At 57.2% G+C, this 15,552-nt stretch carries 10 protein-coding genes and 2 pseudogenes; 4 read left to right on the forward strand and 8 right to left on the reverse strand.

Going from position 1 to position 15,552, the window contains the following annotated elements; genetic code table 11:
• Nucleotides 1–3 precede the first annotated feature (3 nt).
• Nucleotides 4–1,172, reverse strand: a protein-coding gene (locus AC6I6U_RS21525) for an IS3 family transposase (RefSeq protein ID WP_497878044.1) whose coding sequence is annotated in 2 segments (ribosomal slippage) — nucleotides 4–911 and nucleotides 911–1,172 — 1,170 coding nt in all. Because the reading frame shifts where the segments join, the coding sequence is not laid out codon by codon here.
• Nucleotides 1,173–1,234: 62 nt separating this feature from the next.
• Here AC6I6U_RS21525 and AC6I6U_RS21530 point away from each other — a divergent pair.
• Nucleotides 1,235–2,344: pseudogene (locus AC6I6U_RS21530) on the forward strand (NAD(P)/FAD-dependent oxidoreductase); the annotation flags it as partial.
• Nucleotides 2,345–2,405: 61 nt separating this feature from the next.
• Here the strand turns inward: AC6I6U_RS21530 and AC6I6U_RS21535 are convergent.
• Both AC6I6U_RS21535 and AC6I6U_RS21540 read right to left on the reverse strand, forming a co-directional pair.
• Nucleotides 2,406–3,176 carry an SDR family NAD(P)-dependent oxidoreductase gene (locus AC6I6U_RS21535; protein WP_497878045.1) on the reverse strand — a complete coding sequence of 257 codons (771 nt, stop codon included), beginning with the start codon at nucleotides 3,174–3,176 and terminating at the stop codon, nucleotides 2,406–2,408.
• 78 nt (nucleotides 3,177–3,254) lie between these two features.
• Complete coding sequence (locus AC6I6U_RS21540) at nucleotides 3,255–4,091, reverse strand: transporter substrate-binding domain-containing protein (RefSeq protein WP_497878046.1); 837 nt, start codon at nucleotides 4,089–4,091, stop codon at nucleotides 3,255–3,257.
• Nucleotides 4,092–4,369: 278 nt separating this feature from the next.
• On the opposite strand from AC6I6U_RS21540, the gene AC6I6U_RS21545 reads away from it, so the two are divergent.
• From AC6I6U_RS21545 to ppsA, 3 genes are all read left to right on the forward strand, one after another.
• Nucleotides 4,370–4,876 (forward strand): heme-degrading domain-containing protein, encoded by a 507-nt coding sequence (locus AC6I6U_RS21545; protein WP_497878047.1) that lies wholly within the window; start codon nucleotides 4,370–4,372, stop codon nucleotides 4,874–4,876.
• Between the two features lie 119 nt (nucleotides 4,877–4,995).
• Nucleotides 4,996–6,396: a GABA permease gene (gene gabP / locus AC6I6U_RS21550; RefSeq protein ID WP_497878048.1), complete on the forward strand. Its 1,401-nt coding sequence runs from the start codon at nucleotides 4,996–4,998 to the stop codon at nucleotides 6,394–6,396.
• Between the two features lie 42 nt (nucleotides 6,397–6,438).
• On the forward strand, nucleotides 6,439–8,853 hold the full coding sequence (gene ppsA / locus AC6I6U_RS21555) for a phosphoenolpyruvate synthase (protein ID WP_497878049.1): 2,415 nt from the start codon (nucleotides 6,439–6,441) through the stop codon (nucleotides 8,851–8,853).
• A gap of 92 nt (nucleotides 8,854–8,945) precedes the next feature.
• Here the strand turns inward: ppsA and AC6I6U_RS21560 are convergent, their stop codons facing one another.
• The 5 genes and pseudogenes from AC6I6U_RS21560 to aptA form a co-directional block, all read right to left on the reverse strand.
• The gene (locus AC6I6U_RS21560; protein ID WP_497883077.1) at nucleotides 8,946–9,713 is read right to left on the reverse strand and encodes a methyl-accepting chemotaxis protein; all 768 of its coding nucleotides are present in this window, start codon (nucleotides 9,711–9,713) and stop codon (nucleotides 8,946–8,948) included.
• A 90-nt stretch (nucleotides 9,714–9,803) separates the two neighbouring features.
• A pseudogene (locus tag AC6I6U_RS21565) lies at nucleotides 9,804–10,892 on the reverse strand (cache domain-containing protein); the annotation flags it as partial.
• A gap of 309 nt (nucleotides 10,893–11,201) precedes the next feature.
• Nucleotides 11,202–12,506, reverse strand: coding sequence for an aspartate aminotransferase family protein (locus AC6I6U_RS21570; RefSeq protein WP_497878050.1), 1,305 nt, complete (start codon nucleotides 12,504–12,506; stop codon nucleotides 11,202–11,204).
• Between the two features lie 120 nt (nucleotides 12,507–12,626).
• Nucleotides 12,627–14,123: a CoA-acylating methylmalonate-semialdehyde dehydrogenase gene (locus AC6I6U_RS21575; protein WP_497878051.1), complete on the reverse strand. Its 1,497-nt coding sequence runs from the start codon at nucleotides 14,121–14,123 to the stop codon at nucleotides 12,627–12,629.
• Nucleotides 14,124–14,199: 76 nt separating this feature from the next.
• Entirely contained in the window at nucleotides 14,200–15,546 is a 1,347-nt protein-coding gene (aptA, locus tag AC6I6U_RS21580; RefSeq protein ID WP_497878052.1) for an omega-aminotransferase AptA, read from the reverse strand.
• Nucleotides 15,547–15,552 lie beyond the last annotated feature (6 nt).

Raw genomic sequence — 15,552 nt, forward strand, 5'->3', positions numbered from 1 at the left:
TGGTCAACAATTCCCGGACACAGAATTGAGTTTTTCTTCCGCCACCGCCGGCGGTACGAAACCGTTGTGCTGATGCGGCCTTATCCAGTTGTACCGCTGCATGAGGTAGCGGCCGATGTCCTGCTCGGCCAACGCGGTCGTCATGTAACCCACCGTCGGCACCCACTCCGTTTTCAGGCTACGAAACAGCCGCTCCATGGGGGCATTGTCGTAACAATTTCCTCGTCGGCTCATGCTTTGGGTCATCCGATAGCGCCAGAGCCGCTGGCGAAAACTACGGCTGCCATATTGACTGCCTTGGTCGCTGTGAAACAGGACACCCCGTGGTCTGCCACGCATCTCGTAAGCCCTGTCGAGCGCCTTGATGACCAGTTCGGCATCAGGCTTGGCCGACATCGCCCAGCCCACCACTCTGCGGCTGAACAAGTCCAATACAACGGCCAGGTAATTCCATCGACCCTGTGCCCAGATATAGGTGATGTCACCGCACCAGACCGTGTTCGGCGCTGCCACGGTGAACTGCCGATCAAGGACATTGGGAATGTCGGGGCGCTCAACCGTGGCCTTCTTGTAGGCATGAGAACCAGGCTGTTTGCTGATCAAACCCTGCTCCTTCATCAATCTTCTGACTTTGAAACGCCCGACCTCGACGCCTTCATCCCGGAGCATGGCAACGAGACTGCGGCTACCCGCTGAGCTACGGCTTTGACTGAACAGCTCGTTGACGCGGCTGCGCAGGCTCACTCGGCGCACATCGATACGACGGCGCCGGGCCAGATGGGCGTAGTAACAAGATCGGGGCAGTTCGAAGACCGAACACAACAGTTGAACAGGGTAGTGTCTTGCCAACTGCCGAATCGACTTCAACGTCTGCGCCCGTGTTCCTCGGCCATCAAGAGCGCAGTGGCCTCCTTTAAGATTTTCTTCTCAAGCTCCAGCCGGTTGATGCGGGCCTGAAGCTCCTGGATCGTCTGCTGCTCCGGCGTGAGCGCCTTGGCAGTGGGGGTAATGCCGCCGCGCTCCAGTTGCAACTGGGCGACCCAGCGACGCAACAAGCTCTCACCCACGTCGAGGGATCTGGCGGCCTCGGGGCAACTGTAGCCTTGATCGAGCACCAGGCTGGCAGCCTCACGCTTGAAGGCGGGGGTGAAAGTACGTCGTTGTCTGCTCATCGAACACCTCTGTATGGCGATCATTCTCGCCTAAAAAGGTGTCCGGGGTTAGTAGACCACTACACAGCTACCAACCCGGTTGGACGATGGTTGGAGCGGGGGTTTTCGAGCGGGAGAAAACAGTCAGGGCAATGGCCGAATTAATCCCCAAGGGCGTTGAGTGGATTGCACAAGCGGTGGCTGCCTTCCGTCCGAACACGCAGGAAATCGTTCTCGCTAACGACCAGGTCCTTCGGTATGGAGTGCTGGTAGCGGCTCCAGGACTCAAAATCGACTGGGCGGCGATTCCGGGTCTAACCGATACGCTTGGCCAGCATGGCGTCACCTCTAACTACCGCGCCGACCTCGCGCCCTACACATGGAAGCTGGTGCAGAACCTCCGCAAAGGCAGAGCATTGTTCACGCAGCCTCCGATGCCGATCAAATGTGCAGGCGCCCCGCAAAAAGCTATGTACCTCTCAGCCGACCATTGGCTACGTGCCGGTTACCTTGCGGACATTGACGTCCAATTCCACACTGCCGGTGGAGTCCTGTTCAGCGTCGCTGACTATGTGCCCGCACTCATGGAATATGTCGATCGTTACAACGCCACGCTCAATTTCGGCTCAACACTCATTGCCATAGACGGCCCTGCTCGCCAGGCCACCTTCGCGCGCAAGAACGGCGAAGGTCAGGTAGTGGAGTCAGTAGAGCACTTCGACATGATCCATGTGTGCCCACCTCAAGGGCCAGTGGATGTGATCAAGCACAGCCCATTGGCAAATCAGGAAGGGTGGATCGATGTCGATCAACACACCCTGCGACACCAGCGTTTCAATGATGTCTTCGCATTGGGCGACAGCACATCGACGCCTAATGCTAAAACGGCGGCTGCGGCGCGCAAACAAGCCCCCGTCGTAGCAGAAAATGTGTTGGCCACACTGGACGGCCGGGATTTGTCTGCTCGCTACGATGGCTACGGTTCCTGCCCATTGACCGTTGAGCGTGGCAAAATCGTACTTGCAGAATTCGGCTACGGCGCACGTTTGATGCCATCACTTCCGACCTGGGTTCTGGATGGACTACGCCCTTCAAGGCTTGCCTGGCACCTCAAGGCGGATGTCTTGCCGCCGCTTTACTGGAACGCGATGCTCAAAGGTCGTGAACTGCTCTGCAAGCCCGAGCCATTGTAAATTGCCCGGATACAGAAACGCCGTCGCAAATACGACGGCGCCTGGCTCCTCACGGCAATCCTCAGCGGATATAGCTACCGCCATTGACGTCCAGTGTCGCGCCATTGAGAGACGCTTGCGAAGGCCGTAAGGTAAATGCAACTAGCTCTGCAATTTCCGCCGGGCTCGCCATGCGTCCAACCGGAATGTCACCCGTTGCCGCGGCCTCACCATGCTGCGCAACAAATTGCTCGGCCATATCGGTTCGCACCCAACCCGGCGCGATAGCCACAGCCACTACACCATCACTCGCCACGCTACGCGCCAACGACTTGGTGAGGTTGATCAGTGCAGCCTTACTGCAGCCGTAAGGCAACGCATCAGCTGCATAGCCTCGTTGGGCGGCACGGCTGGCCATGTTGATGATTCGGCCGCCGCCGTTGGCGCGGTAGTGTGCAACAGCTTCGCGGCACAAATCAGCGGCGGCGAAGAAGTTCACTTGAAACTCGCGACGCCACGCGGCTCGCCATTTCACAGAATCCGATTCCAGCGGTATTTCAGTACGAATACCGGCGTTGTTGACGAGGCCGTTAATACGCCCACCTGCCAGTTCCAGCGCTTTGCTCCAGAGCTGCCCGGGGCCGGACTCATCACTCAGGTCGCCCTGAACAATCCAGCCTTCGCCCTCAATCTTATCCAGTAACCGTTGTGCGCCCTCGGCGTCACGACTGTAGTGGATCAGTACCCGGGCACCTTCGGTAACCAACTGCTCTGCTACCGCAGCACCAATACCGCCAGAGGCACCTGTTACCAATATGACCTGCCCGGCCAGGGGGCGCGTGTAATCACACATCTGTAGTTACCTTACTGAAAGGGAAAAATGGCCTGCCGAATGCTTCTGGCTCGACACCGACAGGCCGTGTACATGGGGCTATTTAGCTTCGGCGTTGACCGCCAGCGAAGCCTGGTCTACCAGACGCTGTATCTCTCCCGACTCGCGTCGCTGCTGCAAGTAGATGTTCAACACTTGCAGGTCGGCTGGCGAGATGTCACGGCGTACGCCAAAGGAAACACCCTGTTTGGCCAGTGCCGGCTTGGGAAGGATTTCACGAGCCCAGGTGGGGTTGGCAAGTGCGAACAAGTGATTGGTATCGCTGGCATCGACCAGCACATCTGCACGCTTGGACATGACGGCCAGACGCGCTTCATCCATACCCGGCAAACGCATGATCTTGCCATTCTTAATGACCGAGGAAATAGCCTTGTCCTGTGCGGTACCTGACATCACTGCGAAGGTCACCTCAGGCTTGTCAAGAACGGAAATATCTTCCTTCACATCAGCCACTTTCGGGTTTTCCTTGTTCACCAGTAGCGACACTTGATAGTCGGTTGCTGGCACCGTGAAGGTAACCGCCAGTGCGCGCTCTGGTGTCTGGTTGAGCGCCATAGCCAGATCCCATTTGTTGCTTTGCAGGCCGGCCACCAGGTTGTCCCAGTTTGTATCGACGAAGGTAACTTTGACCTTGAGTACCTTCTCACCAAAATCTCGGCACAGGTCTACAAAATAGCCGCTGTAATCTCCGGATTTCGCATCGCGCATGACGTAAGGCGCAGCCACAGCGGCGCCGCAGCGCAATACTCCGGCTTTCTGGATACCTTGCAGTACCGATACTTCATCTGCCTGGGCCGCAGACTGACCCAACAGCGCACCGCAAAGGGTGGCGCCGACGAAAAGAGCTTTGAGGGAAGACGGGATCGGAAGAACCATTTGAAACCTCACTGAATAATCATTGTTTTTGGCAGGAAGGTACGGCACTACATTGCATGCGATTTTGTGTGCATGACTGCACTCACATTAAAAAGAATACAGAATCCTGTCAACAGCCATTTGATCTAAGAATTAATCTTTAGCACCATGGAAGAATTCGTACCGATAAGGAAAGTATTTCAGTACGTATGCGTGAGAAAAAATGGATTTAACTCAACAATAATAGGGCACAAGCTGATGCGCTTACTGAAGCCGACGCTAGTCAGGAGGAACGTAATTTGAGCCTTACAGATGATCTGGCACTGTTGATCCAGCAAGAGGAAACGCTTCAATTTTCGAAGTTCAACGAAGCGACAGCCTGGCAAATCGGGTCTTATCTATATGATCAGGCTGTGACTGAGTCGTGGCCACTGGTGATTGACGTGCGGCGCTTCGACCGCCCGCTGTTTTTCGCTAGCCGCCCAGGCATCACCTCGGACAACCTAGATTGGGTCAGACGCAAGTGCAATACGGTGCAGCGCTTTCTGCGCAGCTCTTACCGAATCAGGCATCAATTGGCGCTTGAGAAGCAGGACATCACCCAACGCTACTTTCTGTCCGCAGCAGACTATGCAAGCGTGGGCGGAGGTTTTCCGATCATCGTGCAAGGGGCAGGAGTCATCGGTTCTATCACGGTATCTGGACTCCCTGATCGTCAAGACCACCAGATTATTGTAGATGCGCTTTGTGAAATCCTTGGTCACCCCCCGGAGAATTTCGCACTCAACACGGAAACGCCTCTGTAGCAGCAAAATGCATACACGCGTCCCATGACCTGCCCCTGTCCAGCATCGTCCGAGGATGTACAGGGGCGTTTCATTTTGCGGATTAGAACACTCCAAGAACAATTAATAGAGTCTAAACCATGTCCAACACATCACTTGCGACCGGCTTGAAGCAGCGTCACGTCACAATGCTATCGATTGCTGGCGTGATCGGCGCAGGGCTATTCGTGTTTTCCGGCCATGCAATCGCCAAAGCAGGTCCGGCTGCTCTGCTTGCCTACATATTCACTGGAGCACTGGTTGTTCTGGTGATGCGCATGCTCGGTGAAATGGCCGTAGCATCACCAGACACGGGTTCCTTCTCAACCTATGCAGACCGCGCGATTGGCCCGTGGGCAGGCTTCAGTATCGGCTGGCTGTACTGGTGGTTCTGGGTGCTGGCAATTCCGCTCGAAGCGATTGCTGCGGCTAATATCCTCAATGCTTGGATACCAGCCATCGATACCTGGTTGTTTGCATCAGGCGTCATCCTGCTACTCACCTGCTCAAATTTTTTCAGTGTCGCACGTTACGGTGAATTTGAGTTCTGGTTCGGCCTGCTGAAAATCATTGCGATTATTGCCTTCATCGGGCTATGCATAGCGGCGCTGATGGGTTGGCTGCCTGATCGCGAAGTCAGTGGACTAGGGCGGTTGATCGCTGAGCATGGAGGTTTCGCTCCCAATGGCATGGCCGCCATCGTAGGCGCAGTACTGACAACGATGTTCAGTTTCATCGGCGCAGAGGTCGTGACCATCGCAGCCGCCGAATCGAAAAACCCTGCTCGGCAGATTACCCGCGCGACAAATTCGGTCGTGTGGCGCATCTGCATTTTCTACCTTTTGTCAATCGTAATGATTCTGTCGATCGTGTCTTGGAATGACCCTCGTTTACCCGAGGTGGGCTCATTCCAGCGCGCACTGGAAATCCTGCACATCCCTAATGCCAAGCTGGTGATGGACATCGTCGTACTGGTAGCCGTTGCTAGTTGCATGAACTCCCAGGTCTACACCGGATCGCGCATGCTCTACTCCCTAGCCCAGCGAGGTGATGCACCGCGATTGTTCAAGCGCACCAATCGCGCACAAGTGCCGGTTGCTTCCGTCGCCTCGACCACCGTGCTTGGCATCGTGGCAACCTTCATAAATTACTTCGCACCGGAAAACGTGTTTGCGTTCCTGCTTTCGACTTCCGGCGCGATAGCGCTGCTGGTCTACCTGGTCATCGCTGTTTCGCAATTGTGCCTGCGCAAAAAACTGTTGGCTGCCGGCGACCCGCTGCATTTCCGTATGTGGATGTTCCCGTGGCTGACCTGGGCGGTGATTCTGTTCATCAGTGGCGCGTTGATCAGCATGTTCTTCATCCCGGCATATCGTTCCGAGATCACCGCTACAGGACTGCTGACAGTGATGATTGTCTGCTTGGGTCTGTTGAATTCCAGAAAGGCCCCCCACACCGCCGATGGGCGCTCATCACGCAAAGCCTCACTGTCCAACACCTGATGTCTTTGCCTCTGTCCCGCAACAATTAACGGAGTATTTAACGTGGTTGAGTATGTAGTCTCCCTGGATAAGCTCGGCGTCCATGATGTGGAGCACGTAGGGGGCAAGAACGCATCCCTTGGCGAGATGATCAGTAACCTCGCGGGCGCCGGTGTATCGGTTCCCGGCGGCTTTGCCACTACGGCTCAGGCGTATCGCGATTTTCTCGAACAGAGTGGCCTGAACGACCGCATCCACGCCGCGCTCGACGCGCTGGATGTCGATGACGTCAATGCCCTGGCCAAAACCGGCGCGCAGATTCGCCAGTGGATCATGGAGGCCGAATTCCCCGAACGCCTCAACAGCGAGATCCGCACCGCCTTCGCCGCGCTGTCGGCCGGCAACCCTGACGTGGCCGTGGCCGTGCGTTCCTCGGCGACCGCCGAAGACCTGCCGGACGCTTCCTTCGCCGGCCAGCAGGAAACCTTCCTGAACATCCGTGGCGTCGACAACGTCATCCGCGCGGCCAAGGAAGTATTCGCCTCGCTGTTCAACGACCGCGCCATTTCCTACCGCGTGCACCAGGGCTTCGACCACAAGCTGGTCGCCCTGTCGGCCGGCGTGCAGCGCATGGTCCGCTCGGAAACCGGCACCGCCGGCGTGATGTTCACCCTCGACACCGAGTCGGGCTTCCGTGACGTGGTGTTCATCACCGGCGCCTACGGCCTGGGCGAAACCGTCGTGCAGGGCGCGGTGAACCCGGACGAATTCTACGTTCACAAGAACACCCTGAGCGCTGGCCGCCCGGCGATCCTGCGCCGCAACCTGGGCAGCAAGGCGATCAAGATGATCTACGGCGACGAGGCCAAGGCCGGTCGTTCGGTCAAGACCGTCGAGGTCGACAAGGCCGATCGCGCGCGTTTCTGCCTGACCGACGCCGAAGTCAGCGAACTGGCCAAGCAGGCGATGATCATCGAGAAGCACTACAAGTGCCCGATGGACATCGAATGGGCCAAGGACGGTGACGACGGCAAGCTGTACATCGTCCAGGCCCGCCCTGAAACGGTGAAGAGCCGCTCCAGCGCCAACGTCATGGAGCGCTACCTGCTCAAGGAAAAGGGCACCGTGCTGGTCGAAGGCCGTGCCATTGGCCAGCGCATCGGCGCCGGCAAGGTCCGCATCATTCGCGACGTGACCGAGATGGACAAGGTCCAGGTCGGTGACGTGCTGGTCTCCGACATGACCGACCCGGATTGGGAACCGGTGATGAAGCGCGCCAGCGCCATCGTCACCAACCGTGGCGGGCGCACCTGCCACGCGGCGATCATCGCCCGTGAACTGGGGATCCCGGCAGTGGTCGGTTGCGGCAACGCCACCGAGCTGCTCAAGGACGGCCAGGGCGTGACCGTTTCCTGCGCCGAGGGCGACACCGGCTACATCTTCGAAGGCGAACTGGGCTTCGACATCAAGAAAAACTCCGTCGATGCCATGCCGGAGCTGCCGTTCAAGATCATGATGAACGTCGGCAACCCGGACCGCGCCTTCGACTTCGCACAGCTGCCGAACGCCGGTGTGGGCCTGGCCCGCCTGGAGTTCATCATCAACCGCATGATCGGCGTGCACCCCAAGGCGCTGCTGAACTACGCTGGCCTGCCGCTGGAAATCAAGGAAAGCGTCGACAAGCGCATCGCCGGCTACGACGATCCGGTCGGTTTCTACGTCGAGAAGCTGGTCGAGGGTATCAGTACCCTGGCCGCGGCGTTCTGGCCGAAGAAGGTCATCGTGCGCCTGTCGGACTTCAAGTCCAACGAGTACGCCAACCTGATCGGCGGCAAGCTCTACGAGCCGGAAGAAGAAAACCCGATGCTGGGCTTCCGTGGTGCCTCGCGCTACATCAGCGAGTCGTTCCGTGACTGCTTCGAGCTGGAGTGCCGTGCACTCAAGCGCGTGCGCAACGAAATGGGCCTGACCAACGTCGAAATCATGGTGCCGTTCGTCCGTACCCTCGGCGAAGCCAGCCAGGTGGTCGAGCTGCTGGCGGCCAACGGCCTGGCACGCGGCCAGGACGGCCTGCGCGTGATCATGATGTGCGAACTGCCTTCCAACGCGATCCTGGCCGACGAGTTCCTCGAGCATTTCGACGGTTTCTCCATCGGATCCAACGATCTGACCCAGCTGACCCTGGGCCTGGACCGCGACTCCGGGATCATCGCGCACCTGTTCGACGAGCGTAACCCGGCGGTGAAGAAGCTGCTGTCCAATGCCATCCAGGCCTGCAACAAGGCCGGCAAGTACATCGGCATCTGTGGCCAGGGGCCTTCCGACCATCCGGACCTGGCGCGCTGGCTGATGGAGCAGGGCATCGAAAGCGTGTCGCTGAACCCGGATACCGTGCTGGAAACCTGGTTCTTCCTGGCTGACCAACGCGAAAGCTCAGAGCCCTCCCTGCAGCGCATTGAAAACGCTGAACCTGCCTAAGCAGTACAGTGACCCATGCCAGCACTAAACGTCTGGCTTGGGTTACTACCTCTGTCTAGCCCTGAAATAGGTTTACACCTGTTCAGCGGTCTTCATGCTCGAAAGCGGCGTACTAATGAGTCCAACTCCTCGGACAGTTCTGCCAAGTTATGCGAGCCATCCCGAGCGGATTGGGCCAGTTCAGCAACCAACCGCGCATCCTCATGGATCTGGCTGATGTGATGATTGATGTCCTCAGCGACCTGATGCTGCTCCTCCGCCGCCGTGGCAATCTGCGCATTCATGTCGCGAATGATATCTACGGACTCACGAATTTCTCCGAAGCGCTCGCGGGCCAAACCGATACGCACTACCGATTGCTCCGACACTTCCAAGCTGGCGTGCATCTGCTGGGCCACGTCAGCCGTTCGGGCGGCCAGATTATTCAGCAGCCCATCGATTTCTGCGGTGGAGTCAGCAGTGCGCTTTGCCAACGCACGAACTTCGTCTGCAACGACCGCAAACCCCCTCCCCTGTTCGCCTGCACGAGCCGCCTCAATGGCAGCATTCAATGCCAATAAATTGGTTTGCTCAGCAATCGAGCGAATAGTGCCCAGTATCGACTGGATGGCATTGCTGTCCTGTTCCAGCTGATGAATTGCCTGTGCCGATTGCTCGATCTCAGAGCCCAAACGCCCCACGCTCTCAACAGCAGCATCTATCTGCAACTGTCCCTCACGCGCCTGCTGTTGCCCACTATCCGCTGACTCCGCGGCCTGGCTGCAAGAGCGAGCTACCTCGTTGGCAGTGGCAACCATCTCATGAAACGCGGTGGATACCATATCTACCGACTCTCTCTGACGGCTGGCTGCAAGCTCCATATCACTGGAAACACGTGTAGAACTGGCGGAGGCGCTGAGAATGTTCCCTGCTGCTGAACCGATGTGCTGAATCAGGTTGCGAATAGCTGCCAGGAACCGATTGAACCATCCGGCGAGCTGTGCAGTTTCGTCGCGCCCTCGAATCTCCAGACTTCGAGTCAAGTCCCCCTCACCTTGGGCAATTTCTTCCAAGCCACTGGTGACGCTGAGGATCGGACGTACGATCAACTTCGCAAAGGCAGCACCTACCGCAGCGAACATAACGGCGAGCAAGAAGGCAAAAATACTGATCAACAGAGCCAAGCGCGTACTGTTTTGCATGACTTCATTTTGCTGGATCAGACCGATAAACGTCCAGCCCAGCTTGGTGTCAGAGTAGACGTTGGCCATATAGGCCTCCCCATCAAGTATGACCTCGGCCAAGCCCTGACCAGCCGCGGCTAACTGCATATAGCCCTGACCGAAGCTGCTCAATGGTTTGAAGTTATGGCTTGGATCATGGGGATCCACCAAAACATTGCCATTATTTTCCATCAGAATCAGATAACCACTTTCGCCTAGTTTGATCTGCTTGACGATCTCTGTAAGTCCTTGGAGCGACACATCAATATTGATAACCCCACCTTTTGAGCCCAGCTGGTTAGCGACTGTACGCACGGTACTGATCAGCACCGAATCGTCACCCACACCAGAGTACGGTGCAGTTCGAACTGTCCTACCTGGATTATCCATAGCAAGTTGATACCAGGGCCGCACCCGCGGGTCATACTTCGACAGAATTTGCCCTGCTGGCCAGCTGACATGGCCGCCATCGGCTACTCCATAGGAAATATAGGCATAGCTTGGGTGGCTCTGCCCCAGCCGGTCAAACGCATCAGTCAGTCGCTGATCTTGTTCACCCAATACCATGCTTCGATCCTGAGCGTCGAAGTGTTTGTTGAGGTTGCTACCAATACCAATCAACTCCGGCTGTTGGGCGAGATACTCGACGTTCTGCGTAATTCCTTGGAAAAAGATGCTCATCGCATTGCTAACCTGACGGATCTCCCGGGTGCTGCTGTCCAGGAAGCCTGCTTTGGCCTCATCGCGCAGGTTTAGGATGATCACAATGGCGACCAAAGTGATGGGTACACAGGCAATGCCAGCAAAGGCCAAGGTCAGTTTCTGCTTGATATTCATAAATGCCCTCTGTTGTTCTTGTTACTGCGTGAGGTCGCTGACCCAAATATGAAGTTCTGGGTATGGAAAAGCGTTACTTTCAACTTCCCATAAAAAAAGCCGCCAGTGTGGCGGCGGCCAGGTCTTGGGCCGAAGCCTTCGACTAAGTGGTGAGAAGCCAAGTGCCCGCCACAGGTCTGCAGCGGATATACCGTAGAGGAACTCTACGGGTTAGAGCACCTGTGCCATCACGGTCCTACATCAGAACAGTCGATGACGCAGATACTCGAACCAGTGACCAGCATCCGATGGAGGCCGGTCTGCGAACCATCAGCCAAGTACTGAGCCGATCACCTCATCCAGAATGGCAATACCGGCCTCGACTTCTTCAGCGGTGACGATGCAAGGCGGCGCGACGTGGATACGGTTCTCGACCACGAACGGCAGCAGGCCGCGCTCCATCAGCTTGTTTTTGAGCGCAAGCATGGTCTGCGCCGCCAACGGTGCACGGGTCGCCTTGTCGCTGACGAACTCCAGAGCCCAGAAAACGCCGGCGCCACGGACTTCGCCAATGGCCGAGTGACGCTGCTGCAACTCGCGCAGGCGCGGGCCCAGGTGCTTCTCGCCCATTTCCTGGGCGTTTTCTACCACGCGCTCGGTGCGCATGGCGTCGATCGACGCGACGATAGAGGCCATGGCTAGCGGGTGCCCGGAATAAGTCAGGCCGCCTGGGAAGAAGTGGGTGTCGAAGTAGCTGCTCAACTGCTCCGAGATCACCACGCCGCCGACGGGCACATAACCGGAGTTAACGCCTTTGGCAAAGGTGATCAAGTCTGGCACTACGCCGTAGTGCTCGAAGGCGAACCACTTACCGGTTCGGCCGAAGCCTGCCATCACTTCGTCGAGGATCAGCATGATGCCAAACTCGTTGGCCAGTTCGCGCACGCCTTGCATGTAGGCGGCCGGGGTCACCAGTACACCTGCAGTACCTGGCAGGCTCTCCAGCAGAATAGCCGCGATCGAACTGGCACCCTCGCACTCGATGACCCGACGCAGATGGCGCAGTGCGCGTTCGGTTTCTTCAGCCTCGGTCTGAGCGTTGAACTCGCTGCGGTACAGATAGGGGGTGAAGAAGTGCACATGGCCACGAGCGTACTCGTTCGGCACTCGGCGCGGGTCGCCGGTGGCGACGATCGCCGAGCCGGTATTGCCGTGGTAAGAGCGGTAGGACGACAGCACCTTGTCTCGACCGGTGAACAGGCGCGCCATACGGATGGCATTCTCGTTGGCATCGGCGCCACCGTTGGTGAAGAAGATCTTCTTGAAGCCCGCAGGTGCTTGCTCGATGATGCGCTTGGCCGCTTCACCGCGAATGAGGTTGGCCGTTGCCGGTGCGATGGTCGCCAGAGCTGCAGCCTGCTCCTGGATGGCTGCGATGACCGCAGGATGCTGATGACCAAGGTTGGTATTGATCAACTGGCTGGAAAAATCCAGGTACCGCTTACCGTCATAGTCCCATACCGTGCAGCCCTCACCGCCTGCGATCACCAGAGGGTTGAGTGTTCCTTGGGTAGACCACGAGTGAAAAACGTACTCGCGATCAAGATCTTTCACGTATTGATTGGTAATCGCCATGATACTTATCGACCTGCTAATTAAAGTGAGCCAGACGCTTGAAAAATGACGAACACCTGCGCCATCTACGTTCTCCGTCAGAACAGTCAATGACGCAGGCATTCGAACCAGGCGCTTGCCTTAGCTGTTGCTAGGGAAAGCGAACTGAGCTGCTTCATGGCTGGTGCGTTTCGGCCAGCGCTGAGTGATTGCCTTCTTACGGGTGTAGAAGCGCACACCGTCTGGACCGTAAGCGTGCAGGTCGCCAAACAGCGAACGCTTCCAACCACCGAAGCTGTGGTAGCTCACCGGTACCGGCAGTGGAACGTTGACGCCAACCATGCCAACTTCGATCTCGTCGCAGAACAGGCGCGCCGACTCACCGTCACGGGTGAAGATACAGGTGCCGTTGCCGTATTCATGATCGTTGATCAGCTGGATGGCTTCCTCCAGGCTGTTCACGCGAACGACACACAGCACCGGGCCAAAGATTTCCTCCTTATAGATGCGCATCTCTGGGGTAACGTGATCGAACAACGTACCGCCGACGAAATAGCCATCTTCGTTGCCGGCGACCTTAAAGCCGCGACCGTCCACCACGACCTTAGCGCCTGCTGCCACACCGTCATCGATATAGCCCAGCACTTTGTCGCGGGCGGCGGCGGTGACCAGCGGGCCCATGTCCAAACCACAATGGGTACCGGCACCAATTTTCAGGGCTTTGATTTGAGGCTCGAGCTTAGCGATGAGCGCATCTGCAACCTGGTCACCTACGCACACGGCTACCGAAATGGCCATGCAACGCTCGCCGCACGAGCCATAGGCGGCCCCCATCAACGCGCTGACGGCGTTGTCCAACTCAGCATCAGGCATCAGCACCGCGTGGTTTTTCGCGCCGCCCAACGCCTGGACGCGCTTGCCGCGCTTGGTGCCTTCGGAGTAGATGTACTCGGCAATCGGGGTCGAGCCGACGAAGCTCAGTGCCTTGACCTCAGGTGCGTCGATCAGCGCGTCCACCGCTTCTTTGTCGCCATGCACCACGTTCAGCACGCCCTTGGGCAGGCCGGCCTCGTGCAGCAATTCGGCAATCAGCAATGTCGAGCTTGGATCACGCTCGGATGGTTTGAGAATGAAGCAGTTGCCGCAGGCGATAGCCAGTGGATACATCCACAGGGGTACCATCGCCGGGAAGTTGAACGGAGTAATACCGGCGACGACGCCGATCGGCTGAAGATCGCTCCAGGCATCGATGTTCGGCCCAACGTTACGGCTGTACTCACCCTTGAGAATTTCCGGCGCAGCGGTTGCGAACTCAACGTTCTCGATGCCGCGCTTGAGTTCGCCCACAGCGTCCTCAATAGTTTTACCGTGCTCTTCGCTGATCAGTTGAGCGATACGCTGCTCGTTCGCTTCCAGCAGCTGTTTGAAACGGAACATGACCTGGGCGCGCTTCGCTGGAGGGGTATTACGCCATGCAGGGAACGCCGCCTGAGCAGAGTCGATGGCCTTTTGCACCGTAGTTCGGCTGGCCAGGCCCAGCTTGTGGATGACCTGGCCGGTGGCTGGGTTGAATACATCAGTGGTACGAGCATCGTCAGTGATGTGTTCACCATTGATCAAGTGCTTGATAGTTGCCATTTTCTTTCCTCGAGCTTGGTCACAAGCTGTGTAGTTGTTGTATTAAGGAGGTGCCCCAACGCATCGGGCGTGCTGCTCAATTGATTCCGTGCAACGCTTGGCCGACTGCATCGAACAGACGATCCAGTTCCTGAGGTTTGGTATTGAAGGTTGGTCCGAACTGCAGGGTGTCCCCACCGAAGCGAACGTAGAAACCTGCTTTCCAAAGTGCCATGCCCGCTTCGAAAGGCCGGATATGCGCGTCACCGTCGCGAGGGGCAAGTTGCAATGCGCCTGCAAGTCCACAATTTCGAATGTCGATGATGTGCTTAGCGCCCCTCAGGCCGTGTATTGCCTCCTCAAAGTGAGGCGCCAGCTCTGCTGACCGCTGAATAAGATTCTCTTTATCCAGCAGGTCCAGCGTGGCGAGCCCGGCAGCGCACGCTACGGGGTGTGCTGAATACGTGTAGCCATGGGTAAACTCGACCGCATATTCAGGGGACGCCTGATACATGAAGGTGTCGTATATCTCACGGGTAGCGATCACTGCCCCCATGGGAATCGCACCATTTGTAAGCTGTTTAGCTACATTCATCAGATCTGGAGTAACACCAAAGTACTCTGCACCCGTTGTGGTCCCTAGCCGGCCGAAGGCAGTGATGACCTCGTCAAAGATGAGCAGGATGTCGTGCTGGGTGCAGATCTGGCGCAGACGTTGCAAATAACCTTGCGGCGGTACGATTACTCCAGCCGAGCCGGACATGGGTTCGACGATAACCGCCGCGATATTGGAGGCATCGTGCAGCTCGATCAATTTGAGTAGCTCATCGGCAAGCGCCACCCCACCGGTCTCTGCCGCCCCCTTGGTAAATGCCAGATGCGGCTGCAAGGTGTGCGGAAGGTGGTCGACGTCCATCAACTCACCGAACATCTTGCGATTGCCTCCAATACCACCCAATGCGGTACCGGCGACGTTCACACCATGATATCCACGAGCCCGGCCGATCAGCTTGGTTTTCCCAGGCCGGCCTTTCAATCGCCAATATGCCCGAGCCATTTTGATCGAGGTATCCGCGCTCTCGGAACCTGAACCAGTGAAAAACACATGCTTGAGATTTCCTGGCATCAAACCGGCGATTTTCTCTGACAGTTTGAATGACAAAGGATGGCCATACTGAAACGCCGGGGAGTAATCCAGCGTTACCAGTTGCTTCGCAACAGCATCAGCAATCTCTTGTCGGGAGTGGCCAGCGCCGCAGGTCCATAATCCAGAAAGGCTGTCGAACACTTCTCGACCATGCTCATCAATCAAGCAGTTACCTTTCGCGCCTACGATGAAGCGCGGGTCTTTCTTGAAATTGCGGTTCGACGAGAACGGCATCCAGTGTGATTCGAGCTGAAGCCCACTGGCCAAGGAGATTTGGGTCTGCAAGGCCTGATTCATGAAGGC

The organism is Pseudomonas sp. UTLPPB19802 (assembly GCF_059730225.1).

What these genes read in the sequence shown, in the direction of transcription:
- AC6I6U_RS21535 (WP_497878045.1), bottom strand. Translation starts at nt 3,176, where the DNA reads ATGTGTGATTACACGCGCCCCCTGGCCGGGCAGGTCATATTGGTAACA.
- AC6I6U_RS21540 (WP_497878046.1), bottom strand. Translation starts at nt 4,091, where the DNA reads ATGGTTCTTCCGATCCCGTCTTCCCTCAAAGCTCTTTTCGTCGGCGCC.
- gabP (WP_497878048.1), top strand. Translation starts at nt 4,996, where the DNA reads ATGTCCAACACATCACTTGCGACCGGCTTGAAGCAGCGTCACGTCACA.
- AC6I6U_RS21560 (WP_497883077.1), bottom strand. Translation starts at nt 9,713, where the DNA reads ATGGAGCTTGCAGCCAGCCGTCAGAGAGAGTCGGTAGATATGGTATCC.
- AC6I6U_RS21570 (WP_497878050.1), bottom strand. Translation starts at nt 12,506, where the DNA reads ATGGCGATTACCAATCAATACGTGAAAGATCTTGATCGCGAGTACGTT.
- AC6I6U_RS21575 (WP_497878051.1), bottom strand. Translation starts at nt 14,123, where the DNA reads ATGGCAACTATCAAGCACTTGATCAATGGTGAACACATCACTGACGAT.
- aptA (WP_497878052.1), bottom strand. Translation starts at nt 15,546, where the DNA reads ATGAATCAGGCCTTGCAGACCCAAATCTCCTTGGCCAGTGGGCTTCAG.